Source organism: Pseudomonas sp. Teo4 (genome assembly GCF_034387475.1).
Taxonomy (GTDB): domain Bacteria; phylum Pseudomonadota; class Gammaproteobacteria; order Pseudomonadales; family Pseudomonadaceae; genus Aquipseudomonas.
Window position 1 is genome coordinate 2,781,602 of sequence record NZ_JAXCIL010000001.1, and the last position, 18,584, is coordinate 2,800,185.

Consider the following 18,584-nt stretch of genomic DNA (forward strand, 5'->3'; position numbering starts at 1 on the left):
AGTTGTAATGTGGGCCTCAACTGGCTGACAGGTGCCAACGGCTACAATCGTGGTTTAACCCCAGAAGCCAAGGCATTCAACGGGCCGGGCTGCGCCTGAAGGCGGCCTGCGCTATGCTGCCGACCAACCGCTGGGGTCTGCGTTTTCAAAGGAGTTGCTACACCATGCTGCGTAAACATCTGCTCACCCTCGGCCTGCTGGCCATCACCGGCCTGGCCCAGGCCGCCGAGACCATCGACGTCTACCGCGACCCCAACTGCGGCTGCTGCAAGGCCTGGATCAGCCACCTTCGCGACAACGGTTTCACCGTCAATGACCACGTCGAGCCGAACATGAGCGAGGTCAAACAGCGTCTGGGCGTCGCACCACGCCTGGCCTCGTGCCACACCGGGGTGATCAACGGCAAGTTCGTCGAAGGCCATGTGCCAGCCGAGCAGGTGCGCCTGCTGGCCAAGCGCAGCGACCTCAAGGGCCTGGCAGTACCCGGCATGCCCATGGGCTCGCCGGGCATGGAAATGGGTGATCACAAAGACCCCTACCAGGTCATCGGGGTTACCCAGGATGGCAAGGACACCGTGGTCGCCAACTACTGATGCTCAGCCTCTGGGCGCTGTTTCTCAGCGCCTTTGGCGCCGCGACCCTGCTGCCTCTGCAGTCGGAGGCCGTGCTCGTTGGGTTGCTGCTGCGCCAGCCCGAAACCTGGGCGACCCTGCTGCTGGTGGCGACCCTCGGCAACGTGCTGGGCTCGGTGGTCAACTGGTTGCTGGGCCGGGCCATCGAGCACCTGCGTGACAAGCGTTGGTTCCCCTTCAGCGCCGCGCAGCTGGAGCGTGCCCAATCGCGTTACCAGCGCTGGGGGCAGTGGTCGCTGCTGCTGAGCTGGATGCCGGTGATCGGCGACCCGCTCACCTTGATCGCCGGCATCATGCGCGAGCCGTTCTGGCGCTTCCTGCTGCTGGTGACCCTGGCCAAGGCCGGGCGCTATGCCGTGTTAACCATGTTCACCCTGGGCTGGTTTCATGCCTGGTAACACCTTTAACGTTTAATCAGCGCAATCGGCTGTTACAGTCGCCAATTCCTACATGGCCCTACACGGAGTGCCCCATGCTGCGCGCAACCGCCCTGGCCCTGGCCTGCCTGATGACCGGCCCGGCCCTCGCTGCCGAAACGCCCACCTACGGTAAACAGCTCGAAGGCTTCCAGTACCCCTACCCGCTCAAGCATTTCGACTTCAACTCCCAGGGGCAGCGCCTGCAGATGGGCTACATGGACGTGCCCGCAAAAGGCCAAGCCAATGGCCGCAGCGTGGTGCTGATGCACGGCAAGAACTTCTGCGCCGCCACTTGGGAAACCACCATCGATGCCCTGAGCCAGGCGGGTTACCGGGTCATTGCCCCCGACCAGGTCGGTTTCTGCACTTCCAGCAAGCCGGCTCACTACCAGTACAGCTTCCAGCAATTGGCCGACAACACCCACGCTCTGCTTGATCAACTGGGCGTTAAGCAAGCCGTCATCCTTGGCCACTCCACTGGCGGCATGCTCGCCACCCGTTATGCGTTGATGTATCCGCAACAGGTCGAGCGCCTGGCGATGGTCAACCCCATTGGCCTCGAGGACTGGAAAGCCCTGGGTGTGCCTTACCGGACGGTCGACCAGTGGTACCAACGTGAGCTCAAGCTCGATGCCGAAGGCGTGCGTAATTACGAGCGCAAGACCTACTACGCCGGGCGCTGGAAGCCCGAGTACGAGCGCTGGGTGCAGATGCTGGTGGGCCTGAACAAAGGGCCGGGGCATGAAGTGGTTGCGTGGAACTCGGCGCTGATCTACGACATGATCTTCACCCAGCCGGTGTATCACGAGTTCAAGGACCTGAAGATGCCGACGTTGCTGCTGATCGGCGATCAGGACACCACGGCCATCGGCAGCGATATCGCACCGCCGGATGTGAAAGCGAAACTGGGCCACTACAAGGTGCTGGGGCCGCAGGTGGCCAAGATGATCCCGCAGGGTGAACTGGTGACGTTCGCCGGGCTTGGGCATGCGCCGCAGATCGAGGAGCCAGAGCAGTTTCACAAGGCGCTGATCGGCTGGCTGGGGCGTTGATCCGGAAGCTCCAGCGATCTCAAGGCGGCGCAATACCTGTGGGAGCCGGCTTGCCGGCGATGAGGGCGACTCGGTGCATGGCACCGGCTGCGCCGGTAATCGCTGGCAAGCCAGCTTGTATGGTAGGACTTGAAGGGGTGGTGGGACGACATGCCGGCTTCTGACTGTGACAGCAGTACAGACCGTGGGAGACATCGCCCCACCCCTTCCACCAAAGCGCCGATAAAGAATGCATCGTTTGCAAGCGACGATAGAAGCAAGCCAGCGCCTCTTGGTGAAACCCCTTCAAGCCGAAAAACCATAACGTGGAGAACCGCCCATGGCAATGCAGGTAAGCAAGTTGATCGTGGGTGTGGATGTTGCGAAAGCGGAACTGGTTATTCATCACGACGGTAGTGATGAACTGAGCAAACTGAAAAACGCAAAACCCGAGATCAAGCGGTGGCTCAAGCAACAGCCCCGCAATACTGCCATCGCCGTTGAGGCGACAAATGTCTACCACTTGGACTTGGTCGAGCTAGCCCATGGTGCGGGTCTTGAAGTCTACGTAATTGATGGTTTTCAACTGAGTAATTACCGGAAAAGTGTTGGGGGGCGAGTCAAAACCGACCCTTCCGATGCCAGGCTGTTGTCTCGTTTTCTAAGAAATGAAGGCGAGGATCTTCGTCCGTGGAGTCCGCCACCCGCTGTCTACGGCAAGGTTCAGAGCCTACTTCGACGTCGGGCTGCCTTGGTGGCCGCCCGGACCGCAATGACTCAGAGCTGGGCTAACGAAAGTCTGCTGAAAAGCGCCTTCGAGGCGTTCGTCAAATCGATAGACCGTTTGGATCTGTTGATACAAAAAAAACTTAAAGAAGTGCTCCGCGAAGCCGGACTGCAAGAACAAGTTGCCCGTTGCCAAGCAGTGGAAGGTATTGGCTTTCTTACCGCCACGGCATTGGTCATGGCCTTTGTTCGAGGCGAGTTCAGAAGCAGCGACGCTTACATCGCATTTCTGGGAATGGACTTGCGAGTGAACGACTCGGGACAGACGAACGGACGTCGTCGCCTGACCAAGCGGGGATGCTCTGAGATCCGTCGCTTGCTGCACAACGCGGCAATGGCTGCGAGCAGGTCATCGGCTTGGAAAGATGTTTACGAGCATCATCGAAACAGCGGCAAAGCAACCACTCAAGCCCTGGTCATCCTGGCCCGTAAACTCGCTCGTGTAGCATTCGCCCTGATGAAAAATCAGGACGAATACGTCACTAAAGGCGGGAAACTGGCTTGCTGAGAACCATAGAATCTCCCACAGGGTGCAAGCTTTCAGACCTGGGGCGAGACAGTTGCTCCTAACGCGACCAGACTTGCGCTTCAGTCCAGCCAAGCTCGGCAAAATCCACCGCCCGCAACCCAGCTTCTTCCTCCAGGAAGAACTCATCCAGCTGCGGTGGCCGCACCGCCGTATCGCTAAGCATCGCGTGCACCTGACCACGATGATGAATCTGATGTTCGAACAGGTGTGACAACAGGCGTAACCGCGGTTCGCGCTGCATTCGCTCGGGGCGGGCAATATTCACGTAACGGCCCAGCTGATCATCGCGCAACCCTTGGCAGTAGCTGATCAGTCGATGGTCGGCCTGGGCCTGTTCGGCGTGCAGGTCGGCGCAGGTGGCGAAGGGTTGTTCCGGCTCGAAAAAGCGCTCTGCATCCAGGACCGGTGTTTCACCGCGCTGCTCGCATTCGAGCATGTGCAAATAGAACCAGTCCACCGTCAACAGGTGGTTGAGGGTGGCCTTGATCGACGGGAAGAAGCTGCAACGGGGGGCGACGAATTCGTCCTGGGTCAGTTGCAGGCAAGCCTTGTACAGGCGGTGGTTGGCCCAACCATTGTTGTAGGCCTGGGTCAGCAGATGATGCGACAACGGCTCCATGATTCGGCTCCTTTTCAGGCGAAGCGTTGCAGTTGCATCTCCCGTAGCCGGCTAAGGGTCCGTTGGTACGGGAACGCCAGATACCCTTGAGTGTAGAGCGCTTCGAGCGGAACCTGCGCTTCCAGGTACAAGGCCACCCTGCGGTCATAGCACTCATCGACCAACGCGATGAAGCGGCGCACCGCGTCGTCCTTGGGCGACAACATCGGCAGCTCGCGATCACCGGCCTCGACCCGTGCCGCGCCATCCTCGGTACCTCGGGCAATACGCCCCGCCCGCTGCTCGCCACCCAGAGCCGGAATGCCCTCCACAAGAATGGCTGAAAAGCGGTCACACAAGGCCATGAAGTCCATGGCGGCCAAGGGTTGCTCGCAAAGGTCGGCAAAGCGGCACCAGATCGCCCGGTCGCTGCGCCGTACCACAGCAATTTGGCGGCTGCCCAGGGTCAGAGGTTGGTCCGTGCCCGGGTCGTCCGGGCTGAGCTGATCAAAAACCTGCACAAGGGCACTGCTGCCGCCTGCCTCGGCGACCCAATAACGTTGCCGCGCAGCCCCGGGATGCAAACGGTGGTCCTGCTCGCCGGCCACCGACAGCACCTGCATGTGCCGCTGGATGGCGGCAATCGCCGGCAGGAAGCGCTCGCGGTTGAAGCCATCGCGGTAGAGCTGATCCGGTGGCTGGTTGGAGGTGGCGACGATGACCACGCCCTGATCGAACAACACCTGGAACAGACGACCCAGGATGATCGCATCGCCTATGTCGCTGACGAACAGTTCGTCAAAGCACAGCACGCGGATCTGCGTGGCCAGTTCACGGGCCAGGGCGTGCAGCGGGTCGGCGGTGCCATTGAGCTGGAACAGGCGCTGGTGCACCCAGGCCATGAAATGGTGAAAGTGCTGCCGCCGGGCGGGTACCTGCAGGCAGCGGTGGAACAGGTCCATCAGCCAGGTCTTGCCGCGCCCGACCGGGCCCCAGAGGTAGATGCCCTGGGCGCGCTGGCCTTGCCGCAGGCTTTCGAAACACGCCTGCAGGGCGACGGCAGCCTGGGCCTGGGCAGGGTCCGGAACATAGCCGTGGTCGTTGAGGGCCTGCTGGTAGAGGGTTTGCGGATCTGGGTGCATGGTTCATCGCGCCGGACGGTCAGGCTGCATTGTCTGTGCCGGCCCTTTCGCGGGCAAGCCCGCTCCCACAGGGATCGCGCCAGCTTTTAGAAGTTGAGCAAGACAGTTGCTCCTACAGTCAGAAGGTAACGCCGGCTACCAGGGCGATGTTGCTGTACGGCTTGCACTCCCCGGTACGCACCACGGCCTTAGCCTGGCGGCTGAGCACCTTGAATTCGTCGTGAGACACCAACTGACGCCGATCCAGCGGCAGCTTTGCCACTTCGGCCAGCGCAGGTGGGGCCACATCCAGCATTTCCTCGGCCAGCACATAGCGCTCAAGCTGCATCTCGCTCAGCACGGTGCGCAGCACACTGGCAAAATCCGGAATACCCGGCGTCAGCGCCAGGTCGATGAGCTCGACGCCCGGCGGCACAGGTAATCCAGCATCGCCGATCACCAGAATGTCGCCATGCCCCAACCCTGCAATGGTGCGCGACAGGGCAACGTTGAGCAATGCGGTCTTCTTCATTACAGCTCCTTGAGATACGGGATGGACGGCTGCGCCCCCGCACGGGTGACGGACAACGCCGCCGCGCGCTGACCGAAGGCAATCGCCTCGTCTTCCTTGAGGCCTCGCACCAGCCCGGCGGCAAAGCCACCGATGAAGGTATCGCCGGCCGCAGTGGTATCCAACGCCTTGACCTTGGGCGCCGGAAAATGCCGGCTGCCTTGCGAGGTGACCAACAAGGCGCCCTGCGCGCCCAGCGTCACGATCACCTTGCCAGCACCCAGCTGCAGCAGCCGCTCACCGGCACGCCGGGCGCTGTCGAGGTCACTGACCGGCTCGCCCGTCAGGGCCTCGGCCTCGCTTTCATTCGGCGCCAGGTAGTCGATGTGGGGCAACCACGCCGCTGGCAATGGGCCGGTGGCCGGGGCGGGGTTGAGAATTACGCATTTGCCCAGCTCACGCCCGCGGGCAAGGGTCCAGGCCACAGTGTCAGCCGGTACCTCGAGCTGGCAGATGATCACTTCGGCGGCCTGCAGCAACGCATCGAACTGCTGCACCGCCTGCGGCGTCAGCAGGCCGTTGCCGCCGGGAATGATGACGATGCAGTTCTGGCTGGCGGCATCCACGGTAATCAGCGCCACGCCGCTGGAAACGCCGTCGCAGACCTTGACTGCCTGGCAATCGATACCTTCGACCTCCAGCGCCTGGCGCAACTGCTGGCCATAGGCGTCATCGCCGACGTTGCCGACCATGGCCACACTGCCGCCCAGTCGCGCCACGGCCACGGCCTGGTTGGCACCCTTACCCCCAGGCACGGTGAAAAAGGACTCGCCGGCCAGCGTTTCGCCGGGGCGTGGCAAACGCTCGGCACGAGCAACCAGGTCCATGTTGAGGCTTCCGACCACCACTACCTTGGCCTGCATGGGAGCTCCTTAGCGGTAATCATTGAACAGGTCCGGGCGTGGCCCGGTCGACTCGCGGGCCACGATGCGCGGCGCCACGATGCGCTGCTCCGAGGCGCCCTGGCGTGGCGTGGCAATGCGCGACAGCAGCAGCGCCGCGGCGTTTTCACCCAGCTCGCGGATCGACTGGCCGACAGTGGTCAACGCCGGATACACGTAACGGCTCAGCTCGATGTCATCGAACCCGATCACCGAAAGCTCTCCCGGCACGTTGATATTGCGCTCGGCTGCGGCACGTAGCACACCGAAGCCAATCATGTCGTTGCCGGCAAAGATCGCCGTGGGGCGGGTGCCGTCGAGCAGCGCTGCCGCCGCCGCATGGCCGCCAGGGCTGGTGAAGTCGCAGTGCAGGACACGGCCAGGCTCGACCTGCGCCTGCACTTGCGCCATGGCACGGCGGAAACCAGCCAGACGCAATTGGCTGACACCGGTTTCTGCCGGGCCACCAATGTAGGCAATATCGCGATGGCCAAGCTCGAGCAGGTGCACGGTCGCCAGGTACGCACCTTGTTCGTGGTCGATGCGCACCAGGTCGGCATCGACGCCCTCCAGCTCGCGGTCGACGATGACCATTGGCGTGCGCACACCGGCGAGGCTCTGCAGCAGGTCGCTGTCCTCGCCCACCGACGCCACCACCAGGCCATCGACGCGTTTTTCCAGCAGCACGCGCAAGTAGCTGCGCTGCTTCTGCGGGTCGTCGTCGGAGTTACACAGGATCACGCAGTAACCATTGCGCTCGCAGGCGTCCTCGATACCCCGCGCCAACTCGGCGAAATAAGGGTTGACGCTGTTGGGCACGAGCAGCCCGATGGTCGCCGTGCTGCGCGCCTTGAGCGAACGCGCCACTGCACTGGGCACATAGTCGAGTTCGGCGATCGCCGCCTCGACCTTCAGCCGCACCTGCTCACTGACAGGTCGGGTCTTGTTCAGTACATGGGACACCGTGGTGTAGGAAATACCTGCGAGTGCCGCGACGTCTTTGATGGTTGCCATGATTTCAGTTCCGCCGACTTGCGCGTCGGCTGCGGTAGGTGTCGAGCACCACGGCGATGACGATGACCGCCCCGGTGATAATACGTTTGGTGGGTTCCGAAGCGCCGATCTGCGCCAGCCCCGCGGCCAGCACCGAGATGATCAGCACACCGAAGAAGGTACTGATGACCGAACCGCGCCCGCCCATCAGGCTGGTGCCACCGATGACCACGGCGGCAATCACCTGCAACTCAAGGCCCGAGCCTGCATTGGGGTCGGCAGCCTCAAGGCGCGAGATCTGGAACAACGCAGCCAGCCCGGCCAGCAGCCCCATCAGGGCAAACACCAGAACCTTGTAGGGACGCGGGTCGATACCGGCCAAGCGCACGGCTTCTTCATTGGTGCCGATGCCGATCAGGTAGCGTCCGAACACGGTGCGGGTCAGCACCAGCTGGGCCGCCACGATCACCAGCAGGGCGATGATGAAGGCCGGCGAAATGCCAAAGGCCATCGGGTTGGAGAACCAGGCGTAGGCGTCGCCGATGTAGGCGGTGCGCGAATCGGTGAACTGGTAGGCCAAACCCCGAGCCATCTCCAGCACGCCGAGGGAGACGATGAAGGACGGAATGCGCCAGGCCACGGTGACAGCGCCGGTGATGCTGCCCGCCAGTGCCGCGATGGCCATGCCGAGCAAGGCGGCGGGTAGCACGGACCAGCCCCAGCCGAGAATCGCCACACTGACCGTCGAGGCCGCCAGCGCCAGCACCGAGCCCACCGACAGGTCGATGCCGCCGATGATCAGCACGAAGGTCATGCCCACTGCCAGCACCATCAGGTCGGGAATCTGGTTGGCCAGGGTGCTGAAGGTGGCGTAGGACCAGAAGTGGCTGCTGAGTAACGAGAACAGCACGATCATCGCCAGCAAGGCGCCGGCCAGGCCCAGGTAGCTGCCCAGGCCGAAATAGTTGCCGCCGCGACGCACAGGTGTGCTGCCCGAGGTTTCGAGGGGTGTGGTTTTCATGCATCCGTCCTGGGAGCTGCATCGTGCAGCATTGCGTCACGTTTCTGGTAGCCGGAGAAGGCCGCGCCAAGGAGCTGGTCCTGACGCCAATGGTCGCGCTCGAAGGTGTCGATCAGCCGCCCGGCGGACAGCACGGCGATCCGGTCGCAGATCAGCATCAGCTCGCGCAGGTCGCTGGACACCACCACCAAGGCCTTGCCCTGGCGCGCCAGCTCGGCCAGCAGGCCATAGATGTCGAACTTGGCGCCGACGTCGATACCGCGGGTTGGCTCGTCGAACAGCAGCACCTGGCAGTCACGCTCCAGCCAGCGGCCGATCACCACTTTCTGCTGGTTGCCACCGGACAGTTCGCCGACTGCCTGGGCCGGGCCGGCACTGCGGATACGCATGGCGTTGATCTGCCGCTCGGCCAGGGCATTTTCGGCGTCGCCGTCGAGTACCCCGGCACGGGAAACCACGCCGTAGTTGCCCAAAGCGACGTTGGCGCTGATCGACTGCGACAGCAGCAGGCCTTCCCCCTTGCGGTCTTCGGTAATCAGCGCGATGCCCGCCTGCACGGCGGCCTTGGGCGAATCGATGGTCACCACCTTGAGCGGCTGGCCGATGGCAATGCTGCCACTGTCGGCCCGGTCGGCACCGAAGATCAGGCGCAGCAGTTCGGTACGACCCGCACCGATCAACCCGGAGATACCGAAGATCTCCCCTGCCCTGACCTGGAACGACACGTCCTGCACCTTGTCGCCCCGACACAGCTTGTCGACTTTAAGCAACGGCGCGCCCAGGGTGCGGCGCCCAAGGTCGATGTGCTCGCCCAGCTCCCGCCCCACCATCAGGTTGACCAGCTCGGCACTGCTGTAGCGCTGGATGGGCTCATCGCACACCAGCTTGCCATCGCGCAGCACGACAATGCGCTGTGCCACGCGCTGCAGCTCTTCGAGGCGGTGGGAGATGTAGACGATGGCCACGCCGCGCTGACGCAGGCGTTCGATCTGCACGAACAACAGCTCTACTTCGCGCGCGGTGAGCATGGCGGTAGGTTCGTCGAAGATCAGCACACGGCAATCGCCGATCAGGTTGCGTGCGATTTCAACCATCTGCTGGTGGCCGATGCCCAGTTCCCCGACCGGGGTATCTGGATCGATGGCGTCCAGCCCCACCTGGGCCATGGCCGCCGTGGCCAGTTGGCGCAGGCGTTTCTGGCTGACCCAGCCGAAACGACTGGGCAGGTTGTCGAGGAACAGGTTCTCGGCCACGGTCAGGGTCGGCAGCAAGTTGAGTTCCTGCATGACCATGCGCACGCCCAGACGCTCGGCCTCGTTGCGGCTGCCAGGCGCATAGGCCTGGCCACGGTAGGTCATCTGCCCGGTGGTGGGCACCTCCAGGCCGCTGATGAGCTTGGACAGGGTGCTCTTGCCCGCGCCGTTTTCACCAGTCAGGGCCAGCACTTCCCCCCCACGCAGGCTCAGGCAGACATCGCCGAGCACTGGCTGGGCATAGGTCTTGCCCAGCCCCCTGGCAACGAGCACCACTTCATGGGCCGATGCTGACATGGCCACTTCTCCTGCTGGGGATCAAGGCTGGGTGATCAGTTCAACCGGGGTCTGGATGACGTTGTCGGCATCCACATCCGGCTTCTCGCCCTTGAGCATTTTCAGCGCCGCCTGGATGCCGTACACCGCTTGCTGGCTGGCGGCCTGGTCGAGGGTGGCGAGTACGCGGCCATCTTTTAGCATCGGTTTGATTGCATTGATGTTGTCGTAGCCGACCACTTGCACCTGGCCGGTCTTGCCGGCGGCACGCACCGCCGACACTGCGCCCAGGGCCATGCTGTCGTTACCCGCCAGCAGGGCCTTGATCTCGGGGTATTCGTTGAGCATGGAGGCGGCAACCGCGTTGCCTTTGTCGATTTCCCAGTTGCCGGACTGCACCGAGACGATCTTCATCTGCGCAGCTTCCATGGCGTCCTTGAAGCCGGCGGTACGCTGCTGGGCGTTGGTGGTGGTGGGCACGCCCTCGATGATGCCGACCTGGTCGCCGGCCTTGAGTTTTTCATTGGCCAGGTAGTCGCCGACCAGACGGGCACCCTTGCGGTTGTCAGGCCCTACGAAGGGCACACTGATGCCCTTGCTCTTGAGCACTTCCGGGTCCAGGCGGTTGTCGATATTGACCACGGTGATACCGGCGTCCATGGCCTTTTTCACCACAGGCACCAACGCTTTGGAGTCGGCCGGCGCAATCACCAGCGCCTTGGCACCGGTGGCGATCATCTGCTCGACGATACGGATCTGGTTGCCGGTGTCGGTCTCGTCCTTGATGCCGTTGGCCACCAGCTCGAACTCGCCTGGGTGCTCCTTCTGGTAAGCCTTGGCGCCGTCTTCCATGGTGCGGAAGAACTCGTTGGCCAGCGACTTCATCACCAAGGCAACCTTGGGCGCTTCTTCGGCGTGGGCGGCGGACAGCGGCAATGTGAGGGACAGCGTGGAGGCGACAGCGAGGGCCAGCAGACGACCGGTGAACGGCAGCTTCATGGGAAATGACTCCGAATCTTGTGATTTTTATCGGGTCGCAAACGTTTGCGGTTCCTAACTATGGGAACAAGACCTGCGTTTGTCAAATCCGTTTCGATGCCGGGGTCAAGGCGACTGCGCAGATGATTATCCGGAATTTTTCCGATAAACCGAACACCTTTTCCTGATTTTGTTCGGAAAGCCGAATACGCACAGCACCTCAGGCCCCCGCACCCCCTGCAAGTGCTGGCTTACCGGCAATAAGGCCAACTGGTACGAAACCTGCCTCCAGTGCTGTGCGACATATCAAAAATCTCATTAGGAAGAGAGAGAACAATAATCATGAATGCTGCACTGAAGACCTTCGCCCCCACCGCACTCGCCCTGCTGCTGGCCCTGCCGACCATCGCCTCGGCGAAGGAAGTCGAAGCCCAACAGAAACTCGCCAACGTGGTCATTCTCGCCACCGGCGGCACCATTGCCGGCGCAGGCGCCAGCGCCGCCAACAGCGCCACCTACCAGGCCGCCAAGGTAGGCGTCGACAAGCTCATCGCCGGCGTGCCGGAACTGGCCGGGCTGGCCAATGTGCGTGGCGAGCAGGTGATGCAGATCGCCTCGGAAAGCATCAGCAACGACGACTTGCTGAAGCTGGGTAAACGGGTCGCGGAACTGGCCGACAGCAAGGACGTCGACGGCATCGTCATCACCCACGGCACCGACACCCTGGAAGAAACCGCCTACTTCCTCAACCTGGTGGAAAAGACCGACAAACCGATCGTGGTGGTCGGTTCCATGCGCCCAGGTACCGCCATGTCCGCCGATGGCATGCTCAACCTGTACAACGCCGTGGCCGTGGCCAGCGACAAGCAGTCGCGCGGCAAAGGCGTGCTGGTGACCATGAACGACGAGATCCAGTCCGGACGTGATGTGAGCAAGTCGGTCAACATCAAGACCGAAGCCTTCAAGAGCGCCTGGGGCCCGATGGGCATGGTGGTCGAAGGCAAATCGTACTGGTTCCGCCTTCCGGCCAAGCGCCACACCGTCAATTCGGAGTTCGATATCAAGCAGATCAGCAGCCTGCCACAGGTGGACATCGCTTACGGCTACGGCAACGTGACCGACACGGCCTACAAGGCACTGGCACAAAACGGCGCCAAGGCGCTGATCCATGCCGGTACCGGCAATGGCTCGGTCTCGTCGCGGGTGGTGCCAGCCTTGCAGGAGCTGCGCAAGAACGGTGTGCAGATCATTCGTTCGTCCCACGTCAACCAGGGCGGTTTCGTGTTGCGTAACGCCGAACAGCCGGACGACAAGAACGACTGGGTCGTGGCCCACGACCTGAACCCACAGAAGGCGCGCATCCTGGCCATGGTGGCAATGACCAAAACCCAGGACAGCAAAGAGCTGCAGCGGATCTTCTGGGAGTACTGATAGCACGGTCCATGTGGCAACTGTCTTGAGGTGCCTGTACTGACCTCATCGTCGCGGTTCGTCGCCACGACAAGCCGGCTCCCACATGGACCGCGCCAATCTTGAGATCGCCGCAGTACCTGTGGGAGCCGGCTTGCCGGCGATGAGGCCAGCCCAGTCAACACAGCCTTCTCCCGCCCAATCCTCCAGCACGCTTTTCACCTTACGCCCTGTTGCGAATTTCCTTACAGTGAAATACTGTATGTGCATACAGCAAAAACAAGGAAAGCGTTTCATGGCCAGCACCGCCGCCGCAACCCCAAGCAGCTATGAGCAACTGGGCCTTCGCGTCCAGAAGATCATCAACAACCCCCTCGCCCAACGCAGCCGTGCCGCCCTGATCTTCCGCCTGGAACACGAATCGGTGGAGGACTGGGAAACCCTGCTCGAGGAAATCGGCGAGAACGACAACGTCACCCTCGCCCACCGCGACGATGGCGGCGTGCAGATTTTCTGGACGGTACCGAAGGAAGACTGACCCTACCTGTGGTTGCGGCCTAGACCAGCGCCTGCAGGTAGGCACTGGCTTGCCGATATCGAGCCAGGCGCGCCAGGTCGGCAGGGCCAGGGGTGGCGATACGCGTAAGGTCGCTGTTGTCGGCAAGGTCTGCCAGTTTGACTGTGCGGGCCAAGGGGTCATCACCCAGGCGCACGACGAAGTCCTGGTAGCTTTCGCCCTCGCGCCGGCTCAATGCCAGCAAGGCGGCCAGGATCTTCAATGCAAAGCCCTCACGGGCGAGGTCCGACAGCGTCATCGGCGTGTCTTCAAGCACGTCGTGCAGCACCGCGACAATGCGTTGCTCCGGTGTGGCAACGCGCATCATCACCCGCAACGGGTGGAGGATGTATGCCGCCCCACCCTTGTCACATTGCCCTTCATGCGCCCTGGCGGCCACCACAATGGCCCGTTCCAGCGTAGACATGAGGCCCTCTCCGTTCAGCATCTCCCTTGCCCAAGCATAGCCGGGACCGGTGTGCCATGGCCACCCGCAGGCTCGTCAAGCAGAGCCTAGCGCTCGACGCCATGCTGAATGACGACCGAGTCGGTGCCGAGTTTGGCCATGACTTCAGCCTTGCGAGCCTCGGCCTCGGCCTTGGTTGGGAACGGCCCCATCAGCACCACCGGCTTGCCATCGCGGTACTCCACCGAGGAAGGAATGCCCTTCTCGATCAGGCGTGCGGTCATGTCGCTCAGCGCCCCCATGTTCGCACCTTGAATCACCTCGACATCCCAGCCTTCAGGGGCTGGCTGGTCAGCCAGGGCCTCGGCGCGGCGTTGCAGGTCGGCACCCCCACACTTCTCACGGATTCGCAGGTTGTTGCCGCTGTCGTCGACGATGATTTCGTACTGGCCAGCATCGCGCTTGATTGCGACGTAACTGCGGTAGGCTTCGTACTGCCCGGCATCATCCTTGCCGCGCACCTGACCACAGATGGTGCCCTGGGTGTCGATTCGCACGTTGCCGAACTTGGCGGTCTTGGGGTTGTGCAGGTGTTCGGCCACCTGTTTGTGCACGCCTTCCACCTCGTTCTCACAGCCCGCCAAGGCCAGCACTGCCATTACCACTGCCAGTTTGCGCACGCGTCCACCTCCAGATTCGAAGGGGCGGATTCTAGCACGCCGGCCTTCAGCACGGGCCGAGACCATAGGTTACAAGCTGCAACAGCCTTGCAATGCGCAAACGAAAAAGGGCGACCCTTTCGGATCGCCCCTCTTCAGATTTGGTAGGCACAATTGGACTCGAACCAACGACCCCCACCATGTCAAGGTGGTGCTCTAACCAACTGAGCTATGTGCCTGTCGTGTGGCGCGCATATTAAGGGGGATACACCTACCTGTAAAGCGTTTTTTTCAAAAAAATCAAAAACTTTCAGCAAGTGGTCAGCGCCACTGCCCTTGCGTCGCCAACCCTATCAGCTCACGCAAGCCGCCAGTCCCCAACTTGCGATAAAGGCGCTTGATGTAGGTGGCTGCGCTGGAGGGGCGTACGCCCAGGCTCAGCGCGATTTCAGCGTTGTCGATGCCGGTCAGCAGCAAGCGCAGCAATTCCCGGTCGCGCAACGTCAGTTCCGGATACAGGCCGGACAACCGCTCGGCCAGCAACAGCGGCAGCTCGTTGGCTTGCAGGTAGGCCTGGTAATGCAGGCGCACGATCTGGATCAACAGCGGTGCCGCAGCTTCCATGAAGTCCAGCTCCCGAGAAGAAAAGCAGCCATGCTCGCGTCCTCGGTAGAAATTCACCGACAGCCACCGCCCCTTTTCGCAGTTGGCCAACAACGCCAACCGTTCGGTGATCTTCGGCTGCTCGTAGCAGATACGCCGATACTCATCGTGGTCAATCTCGTCGATACGCTGGCGCTGCACCAGAATCCGCTCGCCACCGCCCGTACAGGCCATGGCGTGCCGGTTGCCATCCTGGCTGTAGAAACGTTCGGCATAGCGGCTGGATATGTTCACCAACGATACTTCGCGGGCCCGGTCGGCAAAGGTGAACACCTGGGGATTGCGGCGCGGCGCATAGGCGAACACCGTGCATTGGGCCAGGGGAATGCCGGTGCCGATAAATTGCAGCAGGTCGCCGGCCAGCTGACGACGATGGTTCTCGCCTACCCGGCTTAGCAAGGTAGCGGCCTGCCCGATGTTCAGGCGATGCTCCGGCTCGACACTGCGCAGTGGCCAGAATTGCATGCAGTTACCTCGCTGGAACGTCGATTACGGGCAATGTGAGCGAGTCTATCAGGCCGCCGAGCGTTTGCCCGACAACGGCAGACGCAAGGCCAGCAGCGCCCCGACCAGCATCAGCGCACCCGCGTAGATGAAACCGGCGGTAAAGCCTTGGGTCAGGTCCTTCAGCCACCCCACCAGTAGCGGGTTAAGGGCTGACCCCAGGTTACCTATTGCGTTGATCAGCGCAATGCCCAGCGCCCGGGCCTCCAGGCTAAGGCACTGGTCCGGCGTGGTCCAGAAAATCGACATTGCCGTGTAGGAGCCGGCCGCAGCCAGGCACACTCCGGTCAACTGCAGTGCAGCACCACCACCCGGCAGCGCCAGCAGCCAGCCAGCCCCGGCCAGCAGCATCGGCAGCACCAGGTGCCAGCGGCGCTCGGCGGTTCGGTCCGAGTGCAGCCCCCACACCACCATCAACACGATGGTCACCACCTGCGGCACTGCGGCGAGCAAGCCAATCGCCTGGTTGCTGCCGGCACTGTGGAAGCTTTTGACGATCAGGGGCGTCCATACGGCGATCATCGCCAGCGTGTTGACCAGGCAGAAATACACCACGCCAAACAGCAGGATGCGTGGTGTGAGCAGTTCCGCCACAACACTGCGGGGCGCTACCAGCGGCTGTGCAGCCCCTGCCCGCTCGGCCTCCAGCTCGGCCAGCAACTGCCCTTGCTCCTGGGCATCGAGCCAGCGGGCCTGACGCGGGCTGTCATCCAGGTAGCTGAACACCACCAACCCGACCAGAACCGACGGCAAGCCCTCAAGCAGGAACAGCCACTGCCACCCCTTCAGGCCCCAGGTGCCATCAAGCCCAAGAATCAGCCCGGACAATGCCGAGCTGAAGCCCGCGGTGAACGGCATGGCGATCATGAACAATGCGTTGGCCCTGGCACGATAGGCACTGGGAAACCACAAGGTGAGATAAAGCAGCACACCGGGTAGAAACCCGGCCTCGGTGATGCCCACCAGCATCCGCAGCAGGTACAGCGACACCGGCCCGGTGGCGAACAGCGTGGCGGTGGAAGCCAGCCCCCAGGCGATCATCAGGCAGCCGATCCAGCGCCGCGCGCCGACCCGGGCCAACGCCAGGTTGCTGGGGATACCACAGGCAATGTAGGCGACATAGAACAGCGTCGTCGCCAGGCCGAACTGGGTGCTGCTCAATTGCAGGTCGGCCATCATCGTCAGGCCGGCAAAGCCGATGTTGATTCGGTCCAGAAACGACAGCACAAAGCAGAGGAACAGAAAGGGTATCAACCGTCGGGCAACTTTGCGCCCGACCGCAGGGTAGCTACCCGCAGCGCAGGCAGGCGCAGGCTCGGCAACAGCATGGGTCATGGGGACCACCTGATTGTTATTATTGGAGGGTCCGCTGCCCGGTCCGTGCCGGGCAGCTGGTGCACAGCATTTACAGGTCGCGCAAGGCGATCTCGGTCAGCTCGGCGAAACGTCCGGCATCACCCAGCGCCTCGGCGGCCAGCAGGGCCAGCTTGACCAGCATCAGCTCCCGCTTGTCTTGCGGCGTGCGATCCAGGCTGTCGGCCAGGTGGTCATAAAGCGTTTCCAGATCGGCGATATTCAGGGTCGACATGACGGTGTCCTCAAAGATTTCCCAATGCCCGAAGCAGTGCCGCAGCCAGGCCTGCGCCGCTCAGCTGCATCCAGCGTGCGCACACGTGCTGATCCGGGCGGGCCAGGTAGGCACCACCCAATGGCGCCCCATACAGTTGCCGCAGAAGACCACTGCGATCATCCAGCGTCAGGTCGGCACCTTTGACTGCAGCCTGCGCCCCCAGGGCAATCACACGAAGCGGTATGCCCTGCGCCTGGGCGCTCGCGACCTGGGCCTGAACATCCTCGGGCAGTTCACTGGCGTCGGTGAAGCAAAGAAGATGAAACGCCGCCCCAAGGTGATCGAACAGGTAGTCGTCTTCACCCAGGCGCAAGTTCTTCAGCGTGGCACCCGCCCTTGGCCCCTGGGTGAACAGTTGGTCATCGTCCTCAGCGCAATTGAGCGGCGAATCGCAATAGTCATGCGGCCTGGAGGTACGCCAGTGATACAACGGCCGGACGAACGCCTGACTCAGCGACAAAGACAACACTGCATCGCGCAGCAAACGCTGCCCTGAGCTGGGCGGCGTCATGAAACGCGTGCTCTTGCCGGCCTCCTGAATGATCTCGCGGGCGGCGGCCACGCGCTCCTGGCTGTATGAGGGCAGCAGCGCCGGGCCTGCCAGGCCCTTGATCTGCAGCGCCAGCTTCCAGCACAAGCCCCCGACATCCTGAAACCCGGTATTGGCCCCGCGCACACCGAAAATCGGCAGCAGGTGCGCAGCATCCCCCGTGAACACCACCCGCCCTTGAACATATTCGGGCAGCGTCAGTGCACGTGCGGAGTAAACCGAGCTCCAGTCCAGCTCCCAGCTTCGATCCTGCATGCCCATCAAGGCCAACTGCGCATCGATACGCTCGCGCAGCGACTCGGGCGACAATGCCTGCTCAGGGGTTTCGTCAGCCGGCAACTGGTAGTCGATGCGCCAGATATCGCCTGGCTCACGGTGCATCAACACTGTGTTCCCAGGGTTCCAGGGCGGGTCGAAGAAGGCCAGTCGCTCGGTGGGCAGGTCGAGCTTGATACGAATATCTGCGATCACGAAGCGCCCCTCATAGGCGGCGCCTTCCAGTTTCAGGCCAAGCAGGCTGCGCAGACCGGAACGCGCGCCGTCGGCGGCGATGACCCAGGCGCTTTCCAGCGAGTAGAGGCCCGCTGGCGTATCCACTTCCATCCGCGCGTGGTCGTCGGCCTGGTGTACGTCGACCACCTTGTTGCCCCAGCGCAGCTCGATCAGCGGATTGGCCTGGGCGGCCTGCACCAGTTCATGCTCAAGGCACGGCTGCTGCAGATTGGTCATTGGCGCGAAGCGGTCGTTGTCGTCATGGGGCGCCACCATGCGAAACACCCGCTGGTTGCGGTAGAACGAATTGCCAAAGCGCCAGGGCAGCCCGGCCTGGGTAACGCGATCCGCCACCCCCACCTGCTGCAGAATTTCCAGCGAACGACGGGTGAAGACAATGGCACGACTACCTTCGCTGACCTGTTGCTCGGCTTCGAGCACCACACTGGGGATGCCATAGCGCGCCAGCTCCAGCGCAGCGGTCAGGCCTATGGGGCCCGCGCCAACCACCACGACCACCTCGCGCCGGGGCAAGACGGCTCCAACCCCGGCGGTGAAAGCGGGATAAACCTGATAATCGAAATACAGCGAGCGCCGCGGCTCGACCGATGGGCAGTGCATGCTG

Annotated in this window: 20 protein-coding genes and 1 tRNA gene; 6 read left to right on the forward strand and 15 right to left on the reverse strand. The window is 62.6% G+C overall.

All coding sequences use genetic code 11. From position 1 onward, the window contains the following. Positions 1-164: 164 nt before the first annotated feature. From PspTeo4_RS12495 to PspTeo4_RS12510, 4 genes are all read left to right on the forward strand, one after another. A complete protein-coding gene (locus tag PspTeo4_RS12495; RefSeq protein ID WP_322364070.1) occupies positions 165-593 on the forward strand; it encodes a DUF411 domain-containing protein in 429 nt (142 codons plus the stop codon). Beyond that, positions 593-1,030 carry a YqaA family protein gene (locus PspTeo4_RS12500; RefSeq protein ID WP_322364071.1) on the forward strand — a complete coding sequence of 146 codons (438 nt, stop codon included), beginning with the start codon at positions 593-595 and terminating at the stop codon, positions 1,028-1,030. The genes PspTeo4_RS12495 and PspTeo4_RS12500 overlap by 1 nt, the downstream gene beginning before the upstream one ends. Positions 1,031-1,104: 74 nt before the next feature. Beyond that, complete coding sequence (locus PspTeo4_RS12505; protein WP_322364072.1) at positions 1,105-2,103, forward strand: alpha/beta hydrolase; 999 nt, start codon at positions 1,105-1,107, stop codon at positions 2,101-2,103. Positions 2,104-2,422: 319 nt separating this feature from the next. Beyond that, positions 2,423-3,376 (forward strand): IS110 family transposase, encoded by a 954-nt coding sequence (locus PspTeo4_RS12510; protein ID WP_322364073.1) that lies wholly within the window; start codon positions 2,423-2,425, stop codon positions 3,374-3,376. Between the two features lie 58 nt (positions 3,377-3,434). On the opposite strand, the gene PspTeo4_RS12515 is transcribed toward PspTeo4_RS12510, so the two are convergent. The 8 genes from PspTeo4_RS12515 to PspTeo4_RS12550 form a co-directional block, all read right to left on the reverse strand. After that, positions 3,435-4,016 carry a DinB family protein gene (locus PspTeo4_RS12515; protein ID WP_322364074.1) on the reverse strand — a complete coding sequence of 194 codons (582 nt, stop codon included), beginning with the start codon at positions 4,014-4,016 and terminating at the stop codon, positions 3,435-3,437. A gap of 14 nt (positions 4,017-4,030) precedes the next feature. After that, the gene (zapE, locus tag PspTeo4_RS12520; protein WP_322364075.1) at positions 4,031-5,137 is read right to left on the reverse strand and encodes a cell division protein ZapE; all 1,107 of its coding nucleotides are present in this window, start codon (positions 5,135-5,137) and stop codon (positions 4,031-4,033) included. A 118-nt stretch (positions 5,138-5,255) separates the two neighbouring features. Next, on the reverse strand, positions 5,256-5,648 hold the full coding sequence (gene rbsD / locus PspTeo4_RS12525) for a D-ribose pyranase (RefSeq protein WP_322364076.1): 393 nt from the start codon (positions 5,646-5,648) through the stop codon (positions 5,256-5,258). After that, complete coding sequence (gene rbsK / locus PspTeo4_RS12530; protein ID WP_322364077.1) at positions 5,648-6,550, reverse strand: ribokinase; 903 nt, start codon at positions 6,548-6,550, stop codon at positions 5,648-5,650. The genes rbsD and rbsK overlap by 1 nt, the downstream gene beginning before the upstream one ends. A gap of 9 nt (positions 6,551-6,559) precedes the next feature. Then, positions 6,560-7,582, reverse strand: a complete 1,023-nt coding sequence (locus tag PspTeo4_RS12535) for a LacI family DNA-binding transcriptional regulator (RefSeq protein WP_322364078.1) — start codon at positions 7,580-7,582, stop codon at positions 6,560-6,562. A 4-nt stretch (positions 7,583-7,586) separates the two neighbouring features. After that, a complete protein-coding gene (locus tag PspTeo4_RS12540) occupies positions 7,587-8,582 on the reverse strand; it encodes an ABC transporter permease (RefSeq protein ID WP_322364079.1) in 996 nt (331 codons plus the stop codon). Next, complete coding sequence (locus PspTeo4_RS12545; RefSeq protein ID WP_322364080.1) at positions 8,579-10,132, reverse strand: sugar ABC transporter ATP-binding protein; 1,554 nt, start codon at positions 10,130-10,132, stop codon at positions 8,579-8,581. The genes PspTeo4_RS12540 and PspTeo4_RS12545 overlap by 4 nt, the downstream gene beginning before the upstream one ends. Positions 10,133-10,153: 21 nt before the next feature. Beyond that, the gene (locus PspTeo4_RS12550) at positions 10,154-11,110 is read right to left on the reverse strand and encodes a sugar ABC transporter substrate-binding protein (protein WP_322364081.1); all 957 of its coding nucleotides are present in this window, start codon (positions 11,108-11,110) and stop codon (positions 10,154-10,156) included. Positions 11,111-11,431: 321 nt separating this feature from the next. Here PspTeo4_RS12550 and PspTeo4_RS12555 point away from each other — a divergent pair, with 321 nt between their 5' ends. Further along, positions 11,432-12,520, forward strand: coding sequence for an asparaginase (locus PspTeo4_RS12555; protein WP_322364082.1), 1,089 nt, complete (start codon positions 11,432-11,434; stop codon positions 12,518-12,520). A gap of 274 nt (positions 12,521-12,794) precedes the next feature. Continuing rightward, positions 12,795-13,037: a DUF1654 domain-containing protein gene (locus tag PspTeo4_RS12560; protein WP_322364083.1), complete on the forward strand. Its 243-nt coding sequence runs from the start codon at positions 12,795-12,797 to the stop codon at positions 13,035-13,037. Positions 13,038-13,056: 19 nt separating this feature from the next. Here PspTeo4_RS12560 and PspTeo4_RS12565 read toward each other — a convergent pair whose 3' ends face one another. The 7 genes from PspTeo4_RS12565 to PspTeo4_RS12595 form a co-directional block, all read right to left on the reverse strand. Further along, entirely contained in the window at positions 13,057-13,482 is a 426-nt protein-coding gene (locus PspTeo4_RS12565; RefSeq protein WP_322364084.1) for a GTP pyrophosphokinase, read from the reverse strand. An 86-nt stretch (positions 13,483-13,568) separates the two neighbouring features. Then, positions 13,569-14,141, reverse strand: coding sequence for an SPOR domain-containing protein (locus tag PspTeo4_RS12570; protein ID WP_322364086.1), 573 nt, complete (start codon positions 14,139-14,141; stop codon positions 13,569-13,571). A gap of 141 nt (positions 14,142-14,282) precedes the next feature. Further along, positions 14,283-14,359, reverse strand: a tRNA-Val gene (locus PspTeo4_RS12575). 82 nt (positions 14,360-14,441) lie between these two features. Next, on the reverse strand, positions 14,442-15,248 hold the full coding sequence (locus PspTeo4_RS12580; RefSeq protein ID WP_322364087.1) for a LuxR C-terminal-related transcriptional regulator: 807 nt from the start codon (positions 15,246-15,248) through the stop codon (positions 14,442-14,444). 48 nt (positions 15,249-15,296) lie between these two features. After that, positions 15,297-16,622, reverse strand: coding sequence for an MFS transporter (locus PspTeo4_RS12585; RefSeq protein WP_322364088.1), 1,326 nt, complete (start codon positions 16,620-16,622; stop codon positions 15,297-15,299). Between the two features lie 70 nt (positions 16,623-16,692). Continuing rightward, on the reverse strand, positions 16,693-16,875 hold the full coding sequence (locus PspTeo4_RS12590) for a DUF2783 domain-containing protein (protein ID WP_322364089.1): 183 nt from the start codon (positions 16,873-16,875) through the stop codon (positions 16,693-16,695). A 10-nt stretch (positions 16,876-16,885) separates the two neighbouring features. Next, positions 16,886-18,580 carry an FAD-dependent monooxygenase gene (locus tag PspTeo4_RS12595; protein ID WP_322364090.1) on the reverse strand — a complete coding sequence of 565 codons (1,695 nt, stop codon included), beginning with the start codon at positions 18,578-18,580 and terminating at the stop codon, positions 16,886-16,888. Positions 18,581-18,584 lie beyond the last annotated feature (4 nt).

Excerpts from the sequence above, each read along its gene's own strand:
- PspTeo4_RS12495 (WP_322364070.1), top strand. The coding sequence starts at position 165 with ATGCTGCGTAAACATCTGCTCACCCTCGGCCTGCTGGCCATCACCGGC.
- PspTeo4_RS12500 (WP_322364071.1), top strand. The coding sequence starts at position 593 with ATGCTCAGCCTCTGGGCGCTGTTTCTCAGCGCCTTTGGCGCCGCGACC.
- PspTeo4_RS12505 (WP_322364072.1), top strand. The coding sequence starts at position 1,105 with ATGCTGCGCGCAACCGCCCTGGCCCTGGCCTGCCTGATGACCGGCCCG.
- PspTeo4_RS12510 (WP_322364073.1), top strand. The coding sequence starts at position 2,423 with ATGGCAATGCAGGTAAGCAAGTTGATCGTGGGTGTGGATGTTGCGAAA.
- PspTeo4_RS12515 (WP_322364074.1), bottom strand. The coding sequence starts at position 4,016 with ATGGAGCCGTTGTCGCATCATCTGCTGACCCAGGCCTACAACAATGGT.
- zapE (WP_322364075.1), bottom strand. The coding sequence starts at position 5,137 with ATGCACCCAGATCCGCAAACCCTCTACCAGCAGGCCCTCAACGACCAC.
- rbsD (WP_322364076.1), bottom strand. The coding sequence starts at position 5,648 with ATGAAGAAGACCGCATTGCTCAACGTTGCCCTGTCGCGCACCATTGCA.
- rbsK (WP_322364077.1), bottom strand. The coding sequence starts at position 6,550 with ATGCAGGCCAAGGTAGTGGTGGTCGGAAGCCTCAACATGGACCTGGTT.
- PspTeo4_RS12535 (WP_322364078.1), bottom strand. The coding sequence starts at position 7,582 with ATGGCAACCATCAAAGACGTCGCGGCACTCGCAGGTATTTCCTACACC.
- PspTeo4_RS12540 (WP_322364079.1), bottom strand. The coding sequence starts at position 8,582 with ATGAAAACCACACCCCTCGAAACCTCGGGCAGCACACCTGTGCGTCGC.
- PspTeo4_RS12545 (WP_322364080.1), bottom strand. The coding sequence starts at position 10,132 with ATGTCAGCATCGGCCCATGAAGTGGTGCTCGTTGCCAGGGGGCTGGGC.
- PspTeo4_RS12550 (WP_322364081.1), bottom strand. The coding sequence starts at position 11,110 with ATGAAGCTGCCGTTCACCGGTCGTCTGCTGGCCCTCGCTGTCGCCTCC.
- PspTeo4_RS12555 (WP_322364082.1), top strand. The coding sequence starts at position 11,432 with ATGAATGCTGCACTGAAGACCTTCGCCCCCACCGCACTCGCCCTGCTG.
- PspTeo4_RS12560 (WP_322364083.1), top strand. The coding sequence starts at position 12,795 with ATGGCCAGCACCGCCGCCGCAACCCCAAGCAGCTATGAGCAACTGGGC.
- PspTeo4_RS12565 (WP_322364084.1), bottom strand. The coding sequence starts at position 13,482 with ATGTCTACGCTGGAACGGGCCATTGTGGTGGCCGCCAGGGCGCATGAA.
- PspTeo4_RS12580 (WP_322364087.1), bottom strand. The coding sequence starts at position 15,248 with ATGCAATTCTGGCCACTGCGCAGTGTCGAGCCGGAGCATCGCCTGAAC.
- PspTeo4_RS12585 (WP_322364088.1), bottom strand. The coding sequence starts at position 16,622 with ATGACCCATGCTGTTGCCGAGCCTGCGCCTGCCTGCGCTGCGGGTAGC.
- PspTeo4_RS12590 (WP_322364089.1), bottom strand. The coding sequence starts at position 16,875 with ATGTCGACCCTGAATATCGCCGATCTGGAAACGCTTTATGACCACCTG.
- PspTeo4_RS12595 (WP_322364090.1), bottom strand. The coding sequence starts at position 18,580 with ATGCACTGCCCATCGGTCGAGCCGCGGCGCTCGCTGTATTTCGATTAT.